This is a genomic window from Thiobacillus thiophilus, assembly GCF_055378705.1.
The window spans coordinates 2585372-2601588 of record NZ_AP042404.1; the positions used below are offsets into that span (position 1 = coordinate 2585372).

The 16217-nt window shown below is 61.4% G+C and carries 16 protein-coding genes; 8 read left to right on the top strand and 8 right to left on the bottom strand.

Annotation, left to right across the window (positions count from 1 at the left end):
- Positions 1-81 precede the first annotated feature (81 nt).
- On the top strand, positions 82-852 hold the full coding sequence (locus ACZ41T_RS12860) for a ZIP family metal transporter (protein WP_464923973.1): 771 nt from the start codon (positions 82-84) through the stop codon (positions 850-852).
- On the opposite strand, the gene ACZ41T_RS12865 is transcribed toward ACZ41T_RS12860, so the two are convergent.
- From ACZ41T_RS12865 to ACZ41T_RS12875, 3 genes are all read right to left on the bottom strand, one after another.
- The gene (locus ACZ41T_RS12865; protein ID WP_464921779.1) at positions 784-1008 is read right to left on the bottom strand and encodes a hypothetical protein; all 225 of its coding nucleotides are present in this window, start codon (positions 1006-1008) and stop codon (positions 784-786) included. The two genes, ACZ41T_RS12860 and ACZ41T_RS12865, sit on opposite strands and share 69 nt — an antisense overlap.
- A gap of 81 nt (positions 1009-1089) precedes the next feature.
- Positions 1090-1371: a TSUP family transporter gene (locus tag ACZ41T_RS12870; protein ID WP_464921780.1), complete on the bottom strand. Its 282-nt coding sequence runs from the start codon at positions 1369-1371 to the stop codon at positions 1090-1092.
- Positions 1372-1438: 67 nt separating this feature from the next.
- Positions 1439-1876 carry a MarR family winged helix-turn-helix transcriptional regulator gene (locus ACZ41T_RS12875; RefSeq protein WP_464921781.1) on the bottom strand — a complete coding sequence of 146 codons (438 nt, stop codon included), beginning with the start codon at positions 1874-1876 and terminating at the stop codon, positions 1439-1441.
- A 96-nt stretch (positions 1877-1972) separates the two neighbouring features.
- Here ACZ41T_RS12875 and ACZ41T_RS12880 point away from each other — a divergent pair, with 96 nt between their 5' ends.
- The 4 genes from ACZ41T_RS12880 to ACZ41T_RS12895 all read left to right on the top strand — a co-directional run bounded on the left by ACZ41T_RS12880 (position 1973) and on the right by ACZ41T_RS12895 (position 5615).
- Positions 1973-2533 carry a YIP1 family protein gene (locus ACZ41T_RS12880; RefSeq protein WP_464921782.1) on the top strand — a complete coding sequence of 187 codons (561 nt, stop codon included), beginning with the start codon at positions 1973-1975 and terminating at the stop codon, positions 2531-2533.
- Positions 2534-2913: 380 nt separating this feature from the next.
- Entirely contained in the window at positions 2914-3285 is a 372-nt protein-coding gene (locus ACZ41T_RS12885) for a hypothetical protein (protein WP_464921783.1), read from the top strand.
- 32 nt (positions 3286-3317) lie between these two features.
- On the top strand, positions 3318-4235 hold the full coding sequence (locus ACZ41T_RS12890) for a hypothetical protein (RefSeq protein ID WP_464921784.1): 918 nt from the start codon (positions 3318-3320) through the stop codon (positions 4233-4235).
- Between the two features lie 114 nt (positions 4236-4349).
- Positions 4350-5615 carry an HD-GYP domain-containing protein gene (locus ACZ41T_RS12895; protein WP_464921785.1) on the top strand — a complete coding sequence of 422 codons (1266 nt, stop codon included), beginning with the start codon at positions 4350-4352 and terminating at the stop codon, positions 5613-5615.
- Positions 5616-5767: 152 nt separating this feature from the next.
- On the opposite strand, the gene ACZ41T_RS12900 is transcribed toward ACZ41T_RS12895, so the two are convergent.
- Positions 5768-6148 (bottom strand): DUF3597 domain-containing protein, encoded by a 381-nt coding sequence (locus ACZ41T_RS12900; protein ID WP_464921786.1) that lies wholly within the window; start codon positions 6146-6148, stop codon positions 5768-5770.
- A gap of 209 nt (positions 6149-6357) precedes the next feature.
- Here ACZ41T_RS12900 and ACZ41T_RS12905 point away from each other — a divergent pair, with 209 nt between their 5' ends.
- Positions 6358-7398 carry an RNA methyltransferase gene (locus tag ACZ41T_RS12905; protein WP_464921787.1) on the top strand — a complete coding sequence of 347 codons (1041 nt, stop codon included), beginning with the start codon at positions 6358-6360 and terminating at the stop codon, positions 7396-7398.
- A 247-nt stretch (positions 7399-7645) separates the two neighbouring features.
- Here ACZ41T_RS12905 and ACZ41T_RS12910 read toward each other — a convergent pair whose 3' ends face one another.
- The gene (locus tag ACZ41T_RS12910) at positions 7646-10546 is read right to left on the bottom strand and encodes an IPTL-CTERM sorting domain-containing protein (RefSeq protein ID WP_464921788.1); all 2901 of its coding nucleotides are present in this window, start codon (positions 10544-10546) and stop codon (positions 7646-7648) included.
- Positions 10547-10583: 37 nt separating this feature from the next.
- The gene (locus tag ACZ41T_RS12915) at positions 10584-10661 is read right to left on the bottom strand and encodes a hypothetical protein (protein ID WP_464923974.1); all 78 of its coding nucleotides are present in this window, start codon (positions 10659-10661) and stop codon (positions 10584-10586) included.
- 407 nt (positions 10662-11068) lie between these two features.
- Here ACZ41T_RS12915 and ACZ41T_RS12920 point away from each other — a divergent pair, with 407 nt between their 5' ends.
- Positions 11069-11617, top strand: coding sequence for a GNAT family N-acetyltransferase (locus ACZ41T_RS12920; RefSeq protein WP_464921789.1), 549 nt, complete (start codon positions 11069-11071; stop codon positions 11615-11617).
- Positions 11618-11638: 21 nt separating this feature from the next.
- Here the strand turns inward: ACZ41T_RS12920 and ACZ41T_RS12925 are convergent, their stop codons facing one another.
- Positions 11639-14002 (bottom strand): Tex family protein, encoded by a 2364-nt coding sequence (locus tag ACZ41T_RS12925; protein ID WP_464921790.1) that lies wholly within the window; start codon positions 14000-14002, stop codon positions 11639-11641.
- Positions 14003-14204: 202 nt separating this feature from the next.
- Between ACZ41T_RS12925 and ACZ41T_RS12930 the strand changes: the two genes are divergently transcribed.
- On the top strand, positions 14205-14633 hold the full coding sequence (locus ACZ41T_RS12930; protein WP_464921791.1) for a hypothetical protein: 429 nt from the start codon (positions 14205-14207) through the stop codon (positions 14631-14633).
- Here ACZ41T_RS12930 and ACZ41T_RS12935 read toward each other — a convergent pair.
- Positions 14630-15892, bottom strand: coding sequence for an EAL and HDOD domain-containing protein (locus tag ACZ41T_RS12935; RefSeq protein ID WP_464921792.1), 1263 nt, complete (start codon positions 15890-15892; stop codon positions 14630-14632). The two genes, ACZ41T_RS12930 and ACZ41T_RS12935, sit on opposite strands and share 4 nt — an antisense overlap.
- Positions 15893-16217 lie beyond the last annotated feature (325 nt).

The window sequence follows — 16217 nt, forward strand, 5'->3', positions numbered from 1 at the left end:
GCGCGATTATAGCCGCCGGCATCGGACGGGATGCTCGACCCCCGGTATAATGCCCCCCTTTCTTGGCTGTCCCTGATTCCCATGTCTACCCTTGCCATCATTTTGATCGCAACTGCGGCGGGCAGCTTGCTGAGCTTGTTGCTGGCTGCGGTCGTGGCCTTGTCTGCGCGTCCCAGCTGGGTGCCTGTGCTGGTGAGTTACGCCATTGGTGCGCTGCTTGGCGCATCGTTGCTGGAGGTTTTGCCGGAAGCGATCAAAATGGGCGGCGATGTCGACACGGTCGCCATGGCGTTGCTGGGCGGCATCTTGCTGTTCTTCCTGCTGGAAAAACTGGTGTTGTGGCGGCACTGCCACGACGAGATTTGCGAGGCGCATAGCAGTCATGGCCATGACCATGGACGTTCCGGACTGATGATCACGGTGGGCGACACTTTTCATAATTTTGTCGACGGCCTCATCATTGCTGGCGCCTTTCTGGTGGACTTCCGCCTGGGAGCGGTGACTACACTGGCGATCATCGCGCACGAAATCCCCCAGGAGATCGGTGATTTTTTGATCTTGTTGCATTCTGGCTATAGCCGAACCCAGGCCTTGCTGCTCAACCTTTTGACCGGGCTGGCGACGATGGTCGGAGCACTGCTGGGGTATTACGCGCTGTCGATGCTGGAAGGCTGGACCCCGGCGCTGCTGGGGCTGGCAGCGGCGAGCATGTTGTACGTGGCTTTGTCGGACTTGATACCGGGGCTGCACAAGCGTGCGGAAATCGCTTCTACGCTGCAGCAGCTAGCGCTTATCGGACTGGGGATCGGCAGCGTCGCGCTGGCCGGTTATGCCATCGGTCACGGCCATTGAGCGCCGCCGCCGCTGCGGACCATCGGCCGCATAGACGAACAGCGCCAGCGGCAACACGCCGAGAAGGATCAGGATGGCCAGCGCTTTGCCGATGCTGCTGGCGGTAATCGCCATCATCAGAATCACATAGGCCCAGCCGATTGCTACGATATACATCTCAAGCTCCATCAGGATTGAGCGTCATGGTAACCAAAGCAAAGCCCGCCCGCACGCCGACCGTCGGATTTGTCTCGCACATTACCTCCGCATCGCGTCGCTCCGACTGCCCACTTTGCCGTGGATTGGGTGGTCAGTTTCAGTGGAATACGCATGGCAGGCGTAAAGGTCTTTTCGCAGCGCATAAAATCCGTTGAGATAGCCGGCGCATGAGGCAAAAGTATTGGTTGCATTGGCACTGATCGGAGCGACACCCACAAACGGCAATGCCGGGAAAGTAATAAAACTGCCTCCCCCCGCAATGGAATTAAGCGCGCCGCTGCACACTCCCGCGAGGAGCAGCAACAGCAGCTTAGTTGTCATGGTTAAGTAGGCGAGGGCCGGGAGAAAGGTCGCGACATTCCGTCTGGTGGCGTTTTGAGCTTGATTGTTACGGGATGGAGGCGTCCTCCGCCTGGGCAAACGTCCCTAAAAACAGCTGCAGTTCATCCTGGTGCTGGGTGGCAATTCTGGCCAGCATCTCTTCCCCCTTGGGGCGCAGGTGGACTTCCACCACGCGTCGGTCATGACGGCCGGGATTGCGCGCCACCAAATTCAGCTTTTCGCAGCGGTCGATCAGGGCAACCACACCATTGTGTTGCGCTTGCAAGCGCTCCGCCAGTTCGCCGATGGAGGCCCAGTCCCGGTCCGGGAACCCCTTCACGTGCAGGAGCAACTGATACTGCAAAGGGGTCAGCCCCTGGTCTTTGCACAATTTCTCGCTGATGCGCAAAAAACGACGCAGGCGATAGCGAAAACGGGATATCCGTTCGTATTCGGCTTTCTCCAGGAGGGGCTGCTTATGCGTGCTTGAATCGGTTCTTGACATAGTTTGATTGATGGTCTAGAAAATAGCATGGTGTGATGCATTTTGCCATGGTGAGCGGACGATGTTAACGATGCCCGATAAAGCAGGAGGAGTGCCATGAACCTTGTTTCACTTTACAAATTGCCATTTTCCAATACGCAAGGCTGGTCCGAGCTGGAGAAAGTCCGCCCTGGGCTGCTCAAGGTGTTCGTCTTCATTGTCCTGCCACTGTCGTTGCTACCGCCGGCCATGCTGTATTACGCAGGTTCGAACTATTCAGAAGTATTCCTCAAGGGGACTGCAGTCAAAGCTTGGAGCGATATCGCAGTGGTCTTTTTTCTTGCCGAGATGCTGACCCTCTTGGGGATGGGTTGGTTGATCAAGCAGGTTGCCGAGAGCAACGGGCTGGAAATCGATTATCACGATGCCTATCTGCTGGCGGCCATCGCCCCGATTCCCCTTTGGCTTTCGTCACTTGGACTCCTGGTTCCAAGCCTTGCATTCAACGGGGTACTCTCGCTCGCGGCACTGGGACTTTCCTGCGCGATCATCTATCACGGTGTCGAAGGTTTGTGCCACACGCGTGAGGATGTGACCGCCGCTGCCATCGTGCAGATGGTGATTGGCGCAGGTCTCATTGCCTGGGCGCTGCTTTTGATGATGGTGATGCTGTGGTAGCGGCGGGGTCAGTTTAGGGAAGCACTGATTAATTCGATATGGCCGTCATTGCGAGCGCAGCGAAGCAATCCAGCGTATTGATTAAGCGGGCATTTCTGGATTGCCCTAAAGGACTCCGATCCACTATGGGCTGAAGCCCATGTGGAATCGTATGCCACGTCGCTGCGCGCCTCGCAATGACAAATTAATCAGCGCTTCCTTAGGTAAGACACATGACCCGTCACCACCGGTATGCCGGGTGCGGAAACGAAAAGGGGTGGCTTCAAGCTGCCCCTTTGTTTTTGTTTGTTATGGTAAAAAAAGCGGAGTCAGACATCGCCATTTGGAACCTGACGCACGTCTTGTGAAAAATCATCGCCTTTCATCGATTAGGGTGCTTCATGCGGACAAAAGTCATTGCTTATGCTGCGCTGCTTTCGCTGGGGTTCGTCATCCCGGCTTGGGCCACTCCACGCACCCTGCCTGTGCCGTCGGCCCAGGAGAAAGAAGCACCGCTCATGAATGAACCCCGGCAAGAACGGGTTACGCCGCCGGTGCCGCCGCGCGGCCAGATGCTTTACGAGAATCACTGCATGTCCTGCCACGAAAGTGTCGTTCACATCCGTGGCAACCACCGTACCCGATCGCTGGCGGAACTGCGGGGGAGGGTGTCGCACTGGGCAAACGCTTTGCACTTGCGCTGGGGCAAGGAAGAAGTCGAGGAGGTGGTGACCCACCTCAATGATCGTTATTACAAGTTCGAATCCCGCTAGAAATAAAACAAGCGCATCGAGAGGATGTGCCTATGCGTTTTAGCCAGGCATTCAAGGCAAGGCCGTCGCTATGGATGTTGATGCTTGTGCTTGCCTGCGGAGTATGGCTTGCAAGCGGGAAGTCCTTTGCTGCCGTATCAGACATATCCGTCGAACCGCTACGCGCGAAGTACGCGGAATTGGGCGAGCAGCTGCGCAATAACGCGTTTCAACGGGCGCTCTATCTTGATTCTTCGCAATCTTCGACCGATTTGAAGGGCGAAATCTACGCCGTGGTCGATTACCCTTTTAACATCGTTAACGGGGCGCTCAACAACCCTGCGCATTGGTGTGATGTGCTGATACTGCACATCAACGTCAAATACTGTAATGCTTCCAGACGCGCGGACGGCACGGTCCTTACTGTCAATATCGGAAGAAAATTCTTTCAGCCACTGGAAGATGCCTATCGTCTCGATTTCAACTATCGAGCGGTCGTCACGACGCCGGAGTATTTCGCACTGGAACTCAATGCGGATGACGGACCCTTGAGCACCCATGACTATCGTATCTGGATTGAAGCCACATCACTTGATGATGGGCACACCTTTCTACATGTCACCTATGCCTATGAGTTTGGTTTGATTGGCCGTCTTGCGATGCAAGTCTATCTGGCAACAATCGGCAGGGATAAGGTCGGGTTTACCGTCACCGAAACACTGCCCAATAGTCGCCCTGTTTATATCAAAAGGGTTCGCGGCGTGGTGGAACGCAATACCATGCGCTATTACTTGGCTATCGATGCCTATTTTAACGCGTTGACCACATCGCCCGAGGATCAGTTGGAGAAACGATTGCAGAAGTGGTATCACAGCGCTGAACAATACGCCCGCCAACTGCATGAAGTAGACTGGAACGATTACCTCGACATGAAACGAAGGGAGTACCAGCGCCAGCAGGTTGCCCAATAGGCTGGCGAACCAGAGGCGAACCAGAGGGGTCAGTTCATACTGACCCCTTATCGCTCTGGCGACCGGATCGATTATGCTTACGCGCAATAACAACAAGCGAATGCAAGGGGGCATGTGAATTCATTCAACAAGCGTACAGCTGTCAGGATTTCTGCAGTCAGCCTGTTGCTCGCCATTGTGGCCAGCCCGATCGCCTGGTTTATCGCCCGGGAAAACGCCGAGGAAAGCACGGTTGCGCTGGCGATGGAGGAGTCGCGGCGCCTGCTGCGGCATTTCGATGCGATTGCACTAAGCGGGCCGGATGCAAGGGAGTACGCCAGCCAGGCGGCAGGGACGATCACTGGCGGCCTGTTCGACATCGCCGAGGTGTATGACCGCGATGGCAACAAACTCGCCGAGTCGATGACCCAGGATGGCCAAATCATTGAGCCGTTGCTGTCCAAGCATGGCCGTCCGCAATACAGCGAAGCCTCTTACGAAAGCCTGAAACTGGAAGGCGACCGCTGGATATTGCGTGTATTCGTGCCACTGCAGGAAAGGTCGGACACCCAGGGGGCGGCCAGGATCACCGGATATTTCGAAGGGGTGCGGGTCGTCTCCGAATGGCAGCACCAGCAGATGCTCGACGATGCGCTGAGCGCCGCGCTGATGGTGGGCCTGGCCTCGCTGCTCTGCGGCGGCGCCATTTATCCGGTGGTCATTCGCCTTTCGGCGGAAAACGAGCAGAAGGCCCGCGAGGTGCTGGATTCGCACATCTCGATGATGGAGGCGCTGGGCCGCGCCATCGCCAAACGCGATTCCGATACCGGCGCCCACAATTACCGCGTGGCCTGGATCGCCGCACGCATCGCCGAACGCCTGGGGATGCGCGACAAGGCGATGCAATCGCTGATCGCCGGGAGCTTCCTTCACGATGTCGGCAAGATCGGCATCCCGGATGCCATTCTTCTGAAGCCCGGCAAGCTGGATGCCGACGAACTCAACACCATGCGCACCCATGTGCAGCAAGGGGAAGAGATCGTCACCGGGATAGGCTGGCTCGACGGCGCGAGTGCCGTCGTTGCCGGCCATCATGAGAAATGGGACGGCTCCGGTTACCCGCGACGGCTGTCAGGTCAGGACATCCCGCTTGCAGCGCGGGTGTTTGCGGTGGCCGACGTGTTCGATGCGCTCTGCTCGAAGCGCCCGTACAAGGAGCCGATGGGCCTGGACTCGGCCATGGAGATTCTGGAGAAGGATACCGGCAGCCACTTCGATCCGGAGGTGATGGCTGCCTTTCGGACCATTGCACAAGAGGTGTTCGACCGTCTTGCCGGATGTGGCGAGGACGCCGCCCGGCAATTGCTGGAAGTGAAAGTTCGTTCACATTTCGGCATCTAGGAGCCTGTCGGACTTGAAGGAAATCGGCTGCAAATCCGCCTGGCCGGTTCATATTTCGCCGCTTTCTTGGGCAATAGAATGACTATTGTCCGGCGAAACCGTCAAAATTATGTCCCGTCGGGACGGTTGCTCCGTAAGGGGGCGCAGCCTGTTTAGTCCAGCAGCTCCTTGGGCACATTGCCGCCGTTGGCGGCGATTTGCGCGAGCACGGTCTTGTGCAGCCACATGTTCATCTTCGCCGAATCGCCCATCAGGTCGGCCGGGCAGCCCAGTTCCGTTGCCAGTTCCTTGCGTGCTGCAAAGCTGCTGTCGATATCGAGAAGTTTCAGCAGGTCGACGATGGAGGTCCGCCAGCTCAGTTTCTGCGGGTTTGCTGCTGCGCGCTGCTCCAGTTGCGCGACGACGTCGACGAGCGCGACCGGCTTCGGCGGTGGCGCACCCGTGGCCCCAGGTATGGTGGTGGGTGCCGGGGCGGCGGCTACCTTGTCGCTGCCGATGCCGAGCTTCGCGAGAATTTTGCTGAAGAATCCCATGGTTCTCTCCTTTGCGGGTTGGTGGGACGGCATGACCCTGCAAGATTGCATGGCCGTACCGCCTTCGTTCGTGAATACATTCACTGTAGCAACGATAAATTGGGCGATTGGTCAACCGGATTCACGACTTCGTGGCCAGGCCTTGCGTGAATAAACGGCCGCTGACGCCCGGGCCGCCCCGCAGCCCCCGTGCTACCCTCCACCCCGCCATGCGATTCCCTCAACTCCGACAACGTCTACGCGATCTGGGCGCTGCCCCCTGTCATGAGGGGCGCGTGCTGCGGGCGTGGGTTCAGGGGCGCTCGCTCGACACCAAGCGGCGGCGCGCCGAAGACTTCCTGCCGCTGGCGGTGCGCGATGCGCTGCCTGGCCTGTTCGATGAATTGCGCGGCCTGGCGCGGGTGCATTCCGAGCACGCCGGCGAGGACGGCTCGGCCCGATTGCTAGTGGAGCTGGCGGATGGCCAGACGGTGGAAAGCGTGCTGCTGCCGCGCGACGGCGTGTGCGTGTCCACCCAGGTCGGCTGTGCGGTGGGGTGCGTGTTCTGCATGACCGGCCGCGCCGGCTTGCTGCGCCAGCTCTCCAGCGCGGAGATCGTCGCCCAGGTGGTGCTGGCCCGCAGCCGCCGCCCGGTGAAGAAGGTCGTGTTCATGGGCATGGGGGAGCCGGCCCACAATCTGGACAACGTGCTGGAGGCGATCGAGCTGCTCGGTGTGGAAGGCGGCATCGGCCACAAGAATCTGGTCTTTTCGGCCGTCGGCGACCGGCGCGTGTTTGAGCGCCTGCCACAGTCCACGGTGAAGCCTGCGCTGGCGCTCTCCCTGCACACCACCGACGCCGAGCTGCGCCGGCGCCTGCTGCCCAGGGCGCCCGACATTGCGCCGGCCGAACTCGTCGAATTGGGCGAGGCCTATGCCCGCCGCACCGGCTACCCGATCCAGATCCAGTGGACGCTGCTCGAAGGGATCAACGATACCGATGCCGAGCTGGACGGGATCGCACGACTGCTGGCCGGAAAGTTCGCGGTGATGAACCTGATTCCCTACAACAGCGTCGAGGGCGTCGAGGGCTTCGACTACCAGCGCCCGAGCTGGGAGCGCGCGGCCGCGATGGCGCGCAGCCTGCACCGGCGCGGCGTGCTCACCAAGCTGCGCCACTCCGCAGGGCAGGACGTGGAGGGCGGTTGCGGGCAGTTGCGGGCGCGGGCGCTGGGCGTGGCGGTCGGTTTTTCGCCCGCCGGCTTGCCCTGACGCAATAAATTGGGCGAATAAATGGGGTCAGTTTAGTCTGACCCCATTACCCTTTTTTTTCGCCCTGGCCGAAATCCATACGAGAAGCCGAGGAACTCTTCCTCGTAGATCGCGCTGAGTACTTTTACGACTGCTTGCTGCATGATCTTGTCTTCTATGGCGGCGATGCCCAGCGGACGCAGTTTGCCGTCCGCTTTGGCGGTCCAGGTTCGCCGCGAGGCTTGCGCCCGGCACCCCTTTAGTTTGTTTACCTCGCCTGCCTGCGCATCGCCGCAAAACCCACGATAGCCAGGAGCATGGCAAGCATGATCATTGCCCACTCGGAGAGCGTGGGGATGCCTGTGGCAGCTGAAGGCAGGACAGCAGTCACGTTCACGCTTTCGTTCAAGGCGTTGCAGCCATTTGCCGTCGGCAAATTATTTGAATCACCACCGTAGTTGGCAACCCAGCGATAGGTGCCGATCGCCACAGGCGTGAAAGGCGCGGACGAATAGTTGCCGTTGCCACTAACTGCCACTGGCGATGTAAAGATCGCCGCGCCGGCACACAACGTATCGTTGGGGCCATACAAGTTGAAGGTGATCGTCCCTGTTGGAGCGATGCCGCCGCTCAACGTCGCGATGTCGCTGATTGCCCCTCCGAGCGTCACGCCGGATGAAGCCTGTGTTGTGAGCGTTGTAATCGCGATTGCCGGGACGGTCAGGGTGGCGATGGCCGCCGCCGCGTTGTTGCCGTTGCTGGTCGCCAGGGCGCCGGCGGGCAGCGTGTTGATGTAGGAGCCGCCGGTGGCGGCGGTCACGTTTACCGTGACCGTGCAACTGCCGGCGGCCGGGATCGTGCTGCCGGACGACAACGCTACCGTGCCTGCACCGGCGATGGCGGTCACCGCGCCGCCGCCGCAGGTGGTGGCGGCAGCCGGGGCGGGGGCGATCACCACCCCGCTTGGCAAGGTGTCGGTGAGCGCGGCGCTCAGGGTGGCGATCGCAGCATCGGGATTGCTCAGGGTGATGGTAAGCGTCGAGACTCCGCCCGCATTGATGGTGGCCGGGCTGAAGGCCTTGCCCAGCGTGGGCGGCAGGACGGGGGAGACGACGGTCAGGGTGGCGATGGCCGCCGCCGCGTTGTTGCCGTTGCTGGTCGCCAGGGCGCCGGCGGGCAGCGTGTTGATGTAGGAGCCGCCGGTGGCGGCGGTCACGTTTACCGTGACCGTGCAACTGCCGGCGGCCGGGATCGTGCTGCCGGACGACAACGCTACCGTGCCTGCACCGGCGATGGCGGTCACCGCGCCGCCGCCGCCGCAGGTGGTGGCGGCAGCCGGGGCGGGCGCGATCACCACCCCGCTTGGCAAGGTGTCGGTGAGCGCGGCGCTCAGGGTGGCGATCGCAGCATCGGGATTGCTCAGGGTGATGGTAAGCGTCGAGACTCCGCCCGCATTGATGGTGGCCGGACTGAAGGTCTTGCCCAGCGTGGGCGGCAGGACGGGGGAGACGACGGTCAGGGTGGCGATGGCCGCCGCCGCGTTGTTGCCGTTGCTGGTCGCCAGGGCGCCGGCGGGCAGCGTGTTGATGTAGGAGCCGCCGGTGGCGGCGGTCACGTTTACCGTGACCGTGCAACTGCCGGCGGCCGGGATCGTGCTGCCGGACGACAACGCTACCGTGCCTGCACCGGCGATGGCGGTCACCGCGCCGCCGCCGCCGCAGGTGGTGGCGGCAGCCGGGGCGGGGGCGATCACCACCCCGCTTGGCAAGGTGTCGGTGAGCGCGGCGCTCAGGGTGGCGATCGCAGCATCGGGATTGCTCAGGGTGATGGTAAGCGTCGAGACTCCGCCCGCATTGATGGTGGCCGGACTGAAGGTCTTGCCCAGCGTGGGCGGCAGGACGGGGGAGACGACGGTCAGGGTGGCGATGGCCGCCGCCGCGTTGTTGCCGTTGCTGGTCGCCAGGGCGCCGGCGGGCAGCGTGTTGATGTAGGAGCCGCCGGTGGCGGCGGTCACGTTTACCGTGACCGTGCAACTGCCGGCGGCCGGGATCGTGCTGCCGGACGACAACGCTACCGTGCCTGCACCGGCGATGGCGGTCACCGCGCCGCCGCCGCCGCAGGTGGTGGCGGCAGCCGGGGCGGGCGCGATCACCACTCCGCTTGGCAAGGTGTCGGTGAGCGCGGCGCTCAGGGTGGCGATCGCAGCATCGGGATTGCTCAGGGTGATGGTAAGCGTCGAGACTCCGCCCGCATTGATGGTGGCCGGGCTGAAGGCCTTGCCCAGCGTGGGCGGCAGGACGGGGGCGCTGCACCCACCGATCGTGTTGCCACCGGTAGACATCGTCACGATACCGGTTGCAGTAACGGCTCCCGCCAGCACACGCCCGGACACGTTACCCCCACCCACTGTGATGCTCGTGTCCGCGATCACGGTTCCCATGAAGGAGTTGCCATTGAGCGTCGCGAATGAGCCGACCCGCCAGTACACGTTGCACGGGTTCGCGGTGCCGGTCACCACCGAACCGACATTCATAATCAGCGAGCTCGCGACGTTGAATACAAAGATACCCGTCTTACCGGGGCTGGGGTCGTTGAGCGTCAAGGTTGTCGAAGCCCCCAGGTCTGCCGCGCCAGACGAATAAAGGCCTGGAGTAAGCGTGAGGTTATCGAGAGTGTTGCCCAACGGAGTGCCCAGCCCCTGCCCCGCCAGAAAACCATAGGCAGTTGCGGCATCAGTATGAGCCTGTGCCGTGACCGGATCGGCTGCCGTGTATAGAACAAAAGGCGCTGGCACGGTCGAAGGGGGAAAATTAGTGATCGTGGGAACCGTTGGAGCAGAACCAACATTGCCGTTGACCACCGTACCGGGAAGGGTCGAACCGGTTACCTCCGAGTTACCGAGAGCCCCGAACTGCTCCGCCGCACCAAGTGTCGGGGCTACCGCCACTACGGCCAGTGCCGGAGCGGAAGCCAGAAAAAACACAATGAATCCTACGCATGTCAGCAAGCCACGATTACATCGCCTGAACCAGGAGTTTGCTTCAGCAATATGGGACTCAACGTGCTCTGGTTTAGTGCTGGTGTAAATCTGATCGTTCATGGCGTTGCCCCCGTGCAGTAGGCGATTTGACCAATTATGTAGCTTAAAATCGTAGCCATGTGCATACATACAAACAAAAAGGGGCGCTTATGCGCGCCCCCGGGGTTTATGTAGCCACTTTATTTGCCTGCCTGCGCATCGCTGCAAATCCCACGATAGCCAGGAGGGATGCCAGCAGAATCATCGCCCACTCGGAAAGTGTGGGGATGCCTGCGGGGGTGGGGCAGCAGTTTTTGCCATGCGCTCGATTGGGGCGTTGCAAACATTTGTCGTCGGCGAATTGTTTGAATCACCGCCGTAGTTGGCGATCCAGCGATAGGTGCCAATTAGCGAAGGTGTGAAAGGCAAGGACGCATAGAAACCGTTGCCGTTGACTGCCACTGGCGACGTAAAGATTGCCGCACCGGTGCAAGTCGCGTCATTGGGGCCATACACGTTGAAGGGAATCGTCCCTGTCGGCGCACCGCCGCCTGTGCCACCATCGCTCAACGTCGCGCTGTCGCTGATCGCCGCTCCAAGCGCCACGCCAGGCTTCGTTTATCCGATTGCTTTCTTAAACGTTGACCCGCAAAAAAGAGAAACAACAACGCCATGAATCCGAAGATCGTTATCAGGGGCGAAACCGATGCCGATGTGAGCGCGATCACCGACGTGACCGTCGCCGCGTTCAAGACCCTGGAGATCAGCAATCACACGGAGCAGTTCATCATCGCGGCACTACGCGCCGCCGGGGCCCTCACGCTATCGCTCGTCGCAGAAATGGAGGGCCGTGTGATCGGGCATATTGCGTTCTCGCCCGTGACCATTTCGGATGGCACCCGGAACTGGTACGGCCTTGGACCTGTTTCGGTGTTGCCGGCGTACCAGCGGCAAGGCGTTGGCAAAGCCCTGATACGGGAAGGGCTGGCACGGCTGAAAGCCATGAATGCGCAAGGATGTTGTCTCGTTGGACATCCGGATTACTACCGGAAATTCGGGTTCAAAAACATGCCGGGACTTGTGCTTGAGGGCGTGCTGCAGGAGGTCTTCTTCGCGCTGTCTTTCGACGGACAAACTCCGCAGGGCGCCGTCGCCTTCCACGAAGCATTCAAGGCGGATGGCCCGCAAGCGGGGGCGGTAAAGGGGCAGGGCTCGAATTAAATTCAGACCGGCAAACCGGCCTCACCCCTTCAACTTCGAGAACGCCGCCGCCATCGCGCCCCCCATCGTCGCTGAAGCGGGCGCACCGTTCGGTTTGCCGCCCGCCGGTTTGCCCTGAGCGCGTGGGTCGCGCGGCGGACGCGGGGCCGCGGGTGGCTTCTCGCCCGTCTTCTCCGCCGCATCGCTCAGCCGCATTGTCAGCGCGATGCGCTTGCGCTTCTCGTCCACTTCCAGCACTTTGACCTTCACGATCTGTCCGGCCTTGACTACGCTGTGCGGGTCTTTGACGAAGTTGTTGGACAGCGCCGAGATGTGGACCAGGCCGTCCTGATGCACGCCGATGTCGACGAACGCGCCGAACGCGGCGACGTTGGTGACGATGCCTTCCAGGATCATGTCGGGCGTCAAGTCGGACAGTTTTTCCACGCCTTCTCTGAAGGTCGCGGTGGTGAATTCGGGGCGCGGGTCACGACCGGGTTTTTCGAGTTCCTTGAGAATGTCTGTGATGGTGGGGATGCCGAATTTCTCGTCCCGGTATTTCGCCGGATCGAGTGACTTCAAGAGGCTTCCGTTGCCGATCACGGCTTTGAGGTCCTGCTTGATGTCGGCGAGGATCGCTTGCACCAGCGGATAGGATTCGGGGTGGACGGCGGAGGCGTCGAGCGGATCGTCGCCGTCCATGATGCGCAAAAAGCCCGCCGCCTGCTCGAAGGTCTTTGCGCCCAGGCGCGGCACGTCGAGCAGTTGCGCGCGGCTGGCGAACCGGCCCTGGGTCTCGCGGTGGGTGACGATGGCTTGCGCCACGCTGTTGGAGAGGCCGGAAACGCGCGCGAGCAAAGGCACCGACGCCGTGTTGACGTCGACGCCGACGGCGTTGACGCAGTCTTCCACCACCGCATCGAGCGAGCGTGCCAGCTGGAATTGGCTGACGTCGTGCTGGTATTGGCCGACGCCGATGGATTTGGGATCGATCTTCACCAGCTCGGCTAGCGGGTCCTGCAGGCGGCGCGCGATGGATACCGCGCCGCGCAGCGAGACATCCAGTTCGGGCAATTCGCGCGAGGCGAATTCGGACGCGGAATACACCGACGCACCCGCCTCGGACACCACCACGCTGGTCAGCCGCAGTTCGGGGCGCAGCTTGATGAGGTTGCGCGCCAGCTTGTCGGTCTCGCGCGAAGCGGTGCCGTTGCCGATCGAGATCACCGTAACCCGGTGCTGCTCGGCCAGCCTGGCCAGCGTGTGCAGCGAACCGTCCCAGTCGTTGCGCGGCGGGTGCGGGTAGATGGTGGCGGTATCCAGCACCTTGCCGGTTTCGTCCGTCACCGCCACTTTCACGCCGGTGCGGATGCCGGGGTCGAGCCCCATCGTGACGCGCGGCCCGGCCGGCGCGGCCAGCAGCAGGGCCTTGAGATTGCGCGCGAACACGTGGATGGCGTCGGTCTCGGCGCGGTCGCGCAGCGCGCCCATCAGCTCCAGTTCCAGGTGCATGAAGCTCTTCACGCGCCAGGTGAAGCGCACCGTGTCCATCAGCCAGCGGTCGGCAGGACGGTTCTGGTTCTGGATGCCGAAGCGGCCGGCGATGCGCGCCTCGCAGGGATTGTGCGGTGCGCTCCAGCCCGGCCGCTCTTCCTCACTGTCGAGGCGCAGCCGCACGTCGAGCAGGTCCTCGCGCCGTCCGCGGAACAGCGCCAGCGCGCGGTGCGAGGGGATGGTGTTGATGGATTCTGAATAATCGAAGTAGTCGGCATACTTTTCCGCTGCGGTTTCCTTGCCGTCGCGCACTTTCGATTCGACGATGCCGTGTTCCTGCACGTAGTCACGCAGCCATTGCAGCAGGGGCGCATCTTCGGAAAAGCGTTCCATCAGGATCTGCCGCGCGCCGTCGAGCGCGGACTTGGCGTCCGCCACGCCGGGGTTGTCGCCCTGCTCGGTGGTGAAGGGCTCGTGCAGGAATTTGGCCGCTTCCTCGTCGGGATTGAGCATCGGGTTCGCCAGCAGGGCGTTGGCCAGCGGTTCCAGCCCGGCCTCCTGCGCGATCTGCACCTTGGTGCGGCGCTTCTGCTTGTAGGGCAGGTAGAGGTCTTCCAGATGCGTCTTGTCCGCCGCCAGCGAGATCGCCGTCAGCAGTTCGGGTGTCATCTTGTTCTGCTCGCTGATCGACTGGATAATGGCCGCGCGGCGGTCTTCCAGCTCGCGCAGATAGCGCAGCCGGTCTTCCAGAAGGCGCAGCTGCGTGTCGTCCAGGCCACCCGTTGCCTCCTTGCGATAGCGCGAGATGAACGGCACCGTCGCCCCCTCGTCGAGCAAGGCAATGGCCGCGATAACTTGCACAGGTTTGGCCGCGATCTCAGCGGCGAGTCGGTGTTCTATGGAAGGAAGCATGGTTCTGTTTACTGAATGAATCGGCCGCCGCGTCGCGGAGCCGATGGGTGAAGGACACGGGTTGTGCATTATGCCGAATATCCTCAGAGCAGCGCACCACCTCTTCCAACCATTTACCCGGTAAAAAATGGGATCATTGATCGATCCACCTGCCCCGGCCTCCTCGTAAATCGGAGTAAACCCTTCTTTAGTATCGATCGATATGAGCAACAACACTGTCCGCGCCCGACTGCCCCTCTCGTTCAAGGGAGAGACTTACGAACTCGATTCCGTCATCGACCTGGATGGATGTCTCGACGCGTCTGGCGAGGCGCCCGATTTCCACCGGCTTCTAGCCAGGGCGGCGGGGATCGATCCCTACTCGTATCTGTATGAAGTGCTGGCGACGCACGAGATCGAGTTCTCGGATGGCACGAATGTCGCGGCGCGAAGCTGCCGCAATGGCCGGTTCGACTGGACTCGATTCGAGCAGGAGCGACGCGGGGAACAGGACTGGCAAGTTGTCAGGGCCATCGCGCAGCAGATGCTGGGTGCGCGCGACCTGGACGCAGATCCGGACTTGGGGGCGGCCCTGCTGGCAGCGTATCGGGTGGGGAAGGCGAGCGGACTGAAGGAGCCGGGCCCGAATTAACGCGACACGGCTGCCGGCGTGTCAGGCTCGGCTGTCGGCGCCACTTCGCTGACGAGCTCCTCGGTCCAGGCAAGCGATTGCAGCTGGACCAGGTTGATCTCTTCCGGGCTGGAGGCGATGTCAGCGGCGTAGCGGGTGATTTGCCCGAAATCGCCGCGCTCCGACGCTTCGGCGAGTTTGAGAAAGGGCGCATAGGGCCCGGTCTGGTGGACCAGGGCCTGAACGATGGGGTCGGGCATGGGCAACTGTTCGAGCAGATAGGCGAGCGGGACGCCCAGCAGCGGTTCGGCCAGGGAAAACAGCCCGGTCATGAACAGCTCGTCCTGCGCCTCGTGGTTGAGCCGGGTTTGGCCGAGCAGTTCGCACAGGCGCCCGCGCGTGACGGCTGTCCGCGCCAGCAGGGCGTTGGTTGGCGTCGGGTTGGCGGTGACCAGGAGCAGCGCCAGCCAGCGATAAAGCGTCTTCAGTCCAATCTGGGTCAGGGCCTGGCGCACGGTGTGGACTTGCTGCCGCAGGCCCAAGGCGGCGGAATTGGCGTAGCGCAACAGGCGCAGGGTCAGGGCGGCATTGCGGCGCAACGGTTCTTCAATCTCGCCCAGGTCTTCGCAGACCCGAACTTTGTTCATCAGGTCAAGAACCGCCAGCTGACCCGGCTGGATGGCCTTGTTGGCGAGATTCTCCGGGCGGGCGAAATAATAGCCTTGGAAATACTGGATGCCGCTGTCGCGGCAGAGGTCGAACATCTCGCGGGTTTCGACTTTTTCGGCGATGAACTGACCGGTAAAGTTGAGCCGGATGTGCGCGATGATTTCCTCGGTCTTTTCGGGAGGCTGCTCAAGCACGTCGAGCTTCACGAAGTCGACCATCGGCAGTAGCGGGCGGTACTCCTCCAGGCAGACGAAATCATCCAGGGCAAAGCGGTAGTCGAGCTGCCGCAGTTCCTGGATACGGGCGATCAGCACCGGGGTGACCGGTACGGTCTCGAGGATTTCGTAGACGACGCAGTGGGGCGGGAGCAGGCAGACGAAGTCACTCATCAAGGTGGCTTCGTCCAGATTGATGAAGGCGAGCTTGCCGTGTAGCAGCCAGTCGGGTCCGAGACAGAGGGTGTTGCTGATGACCTCGACGCCGGCTTGCAGCTGACTGGTGATCTGGGCCGAGACGGAAACCAGCGATTGCCTGAACAGGAGCTCGTAGGCGAACAGGCGATGCTCGGCATCGACGATGGGTTGACGTGCGAGAAAGGTTTCCTTGACCATCCAGCGCTCCTCGAAAGATTTGTTATGTGTTTGCCAGCAGGAGCTACATATCGGCTCAATCCGCCCAAGGTGAGCATGGGACCGTAAAGACGGTAGGGTGGCTGGCACCCTGCCTGTTTACATCAAGATTTAGCTTCGGCAGCCGGGACGCTTGCTGCGACGGTGGAAACTGCCCCGGCAGCTATTCTGCCTGTAAGTGTGCGGCCGTACTGACGACCGCCAAATACTGCTTAAGATAATATGCGCCGACAGGACAACTCAAGCACGTAATGACGCGGACTAAATTTTTTCCCTGGCTGATTGCCGAGTCCACGCCCTGAGCATA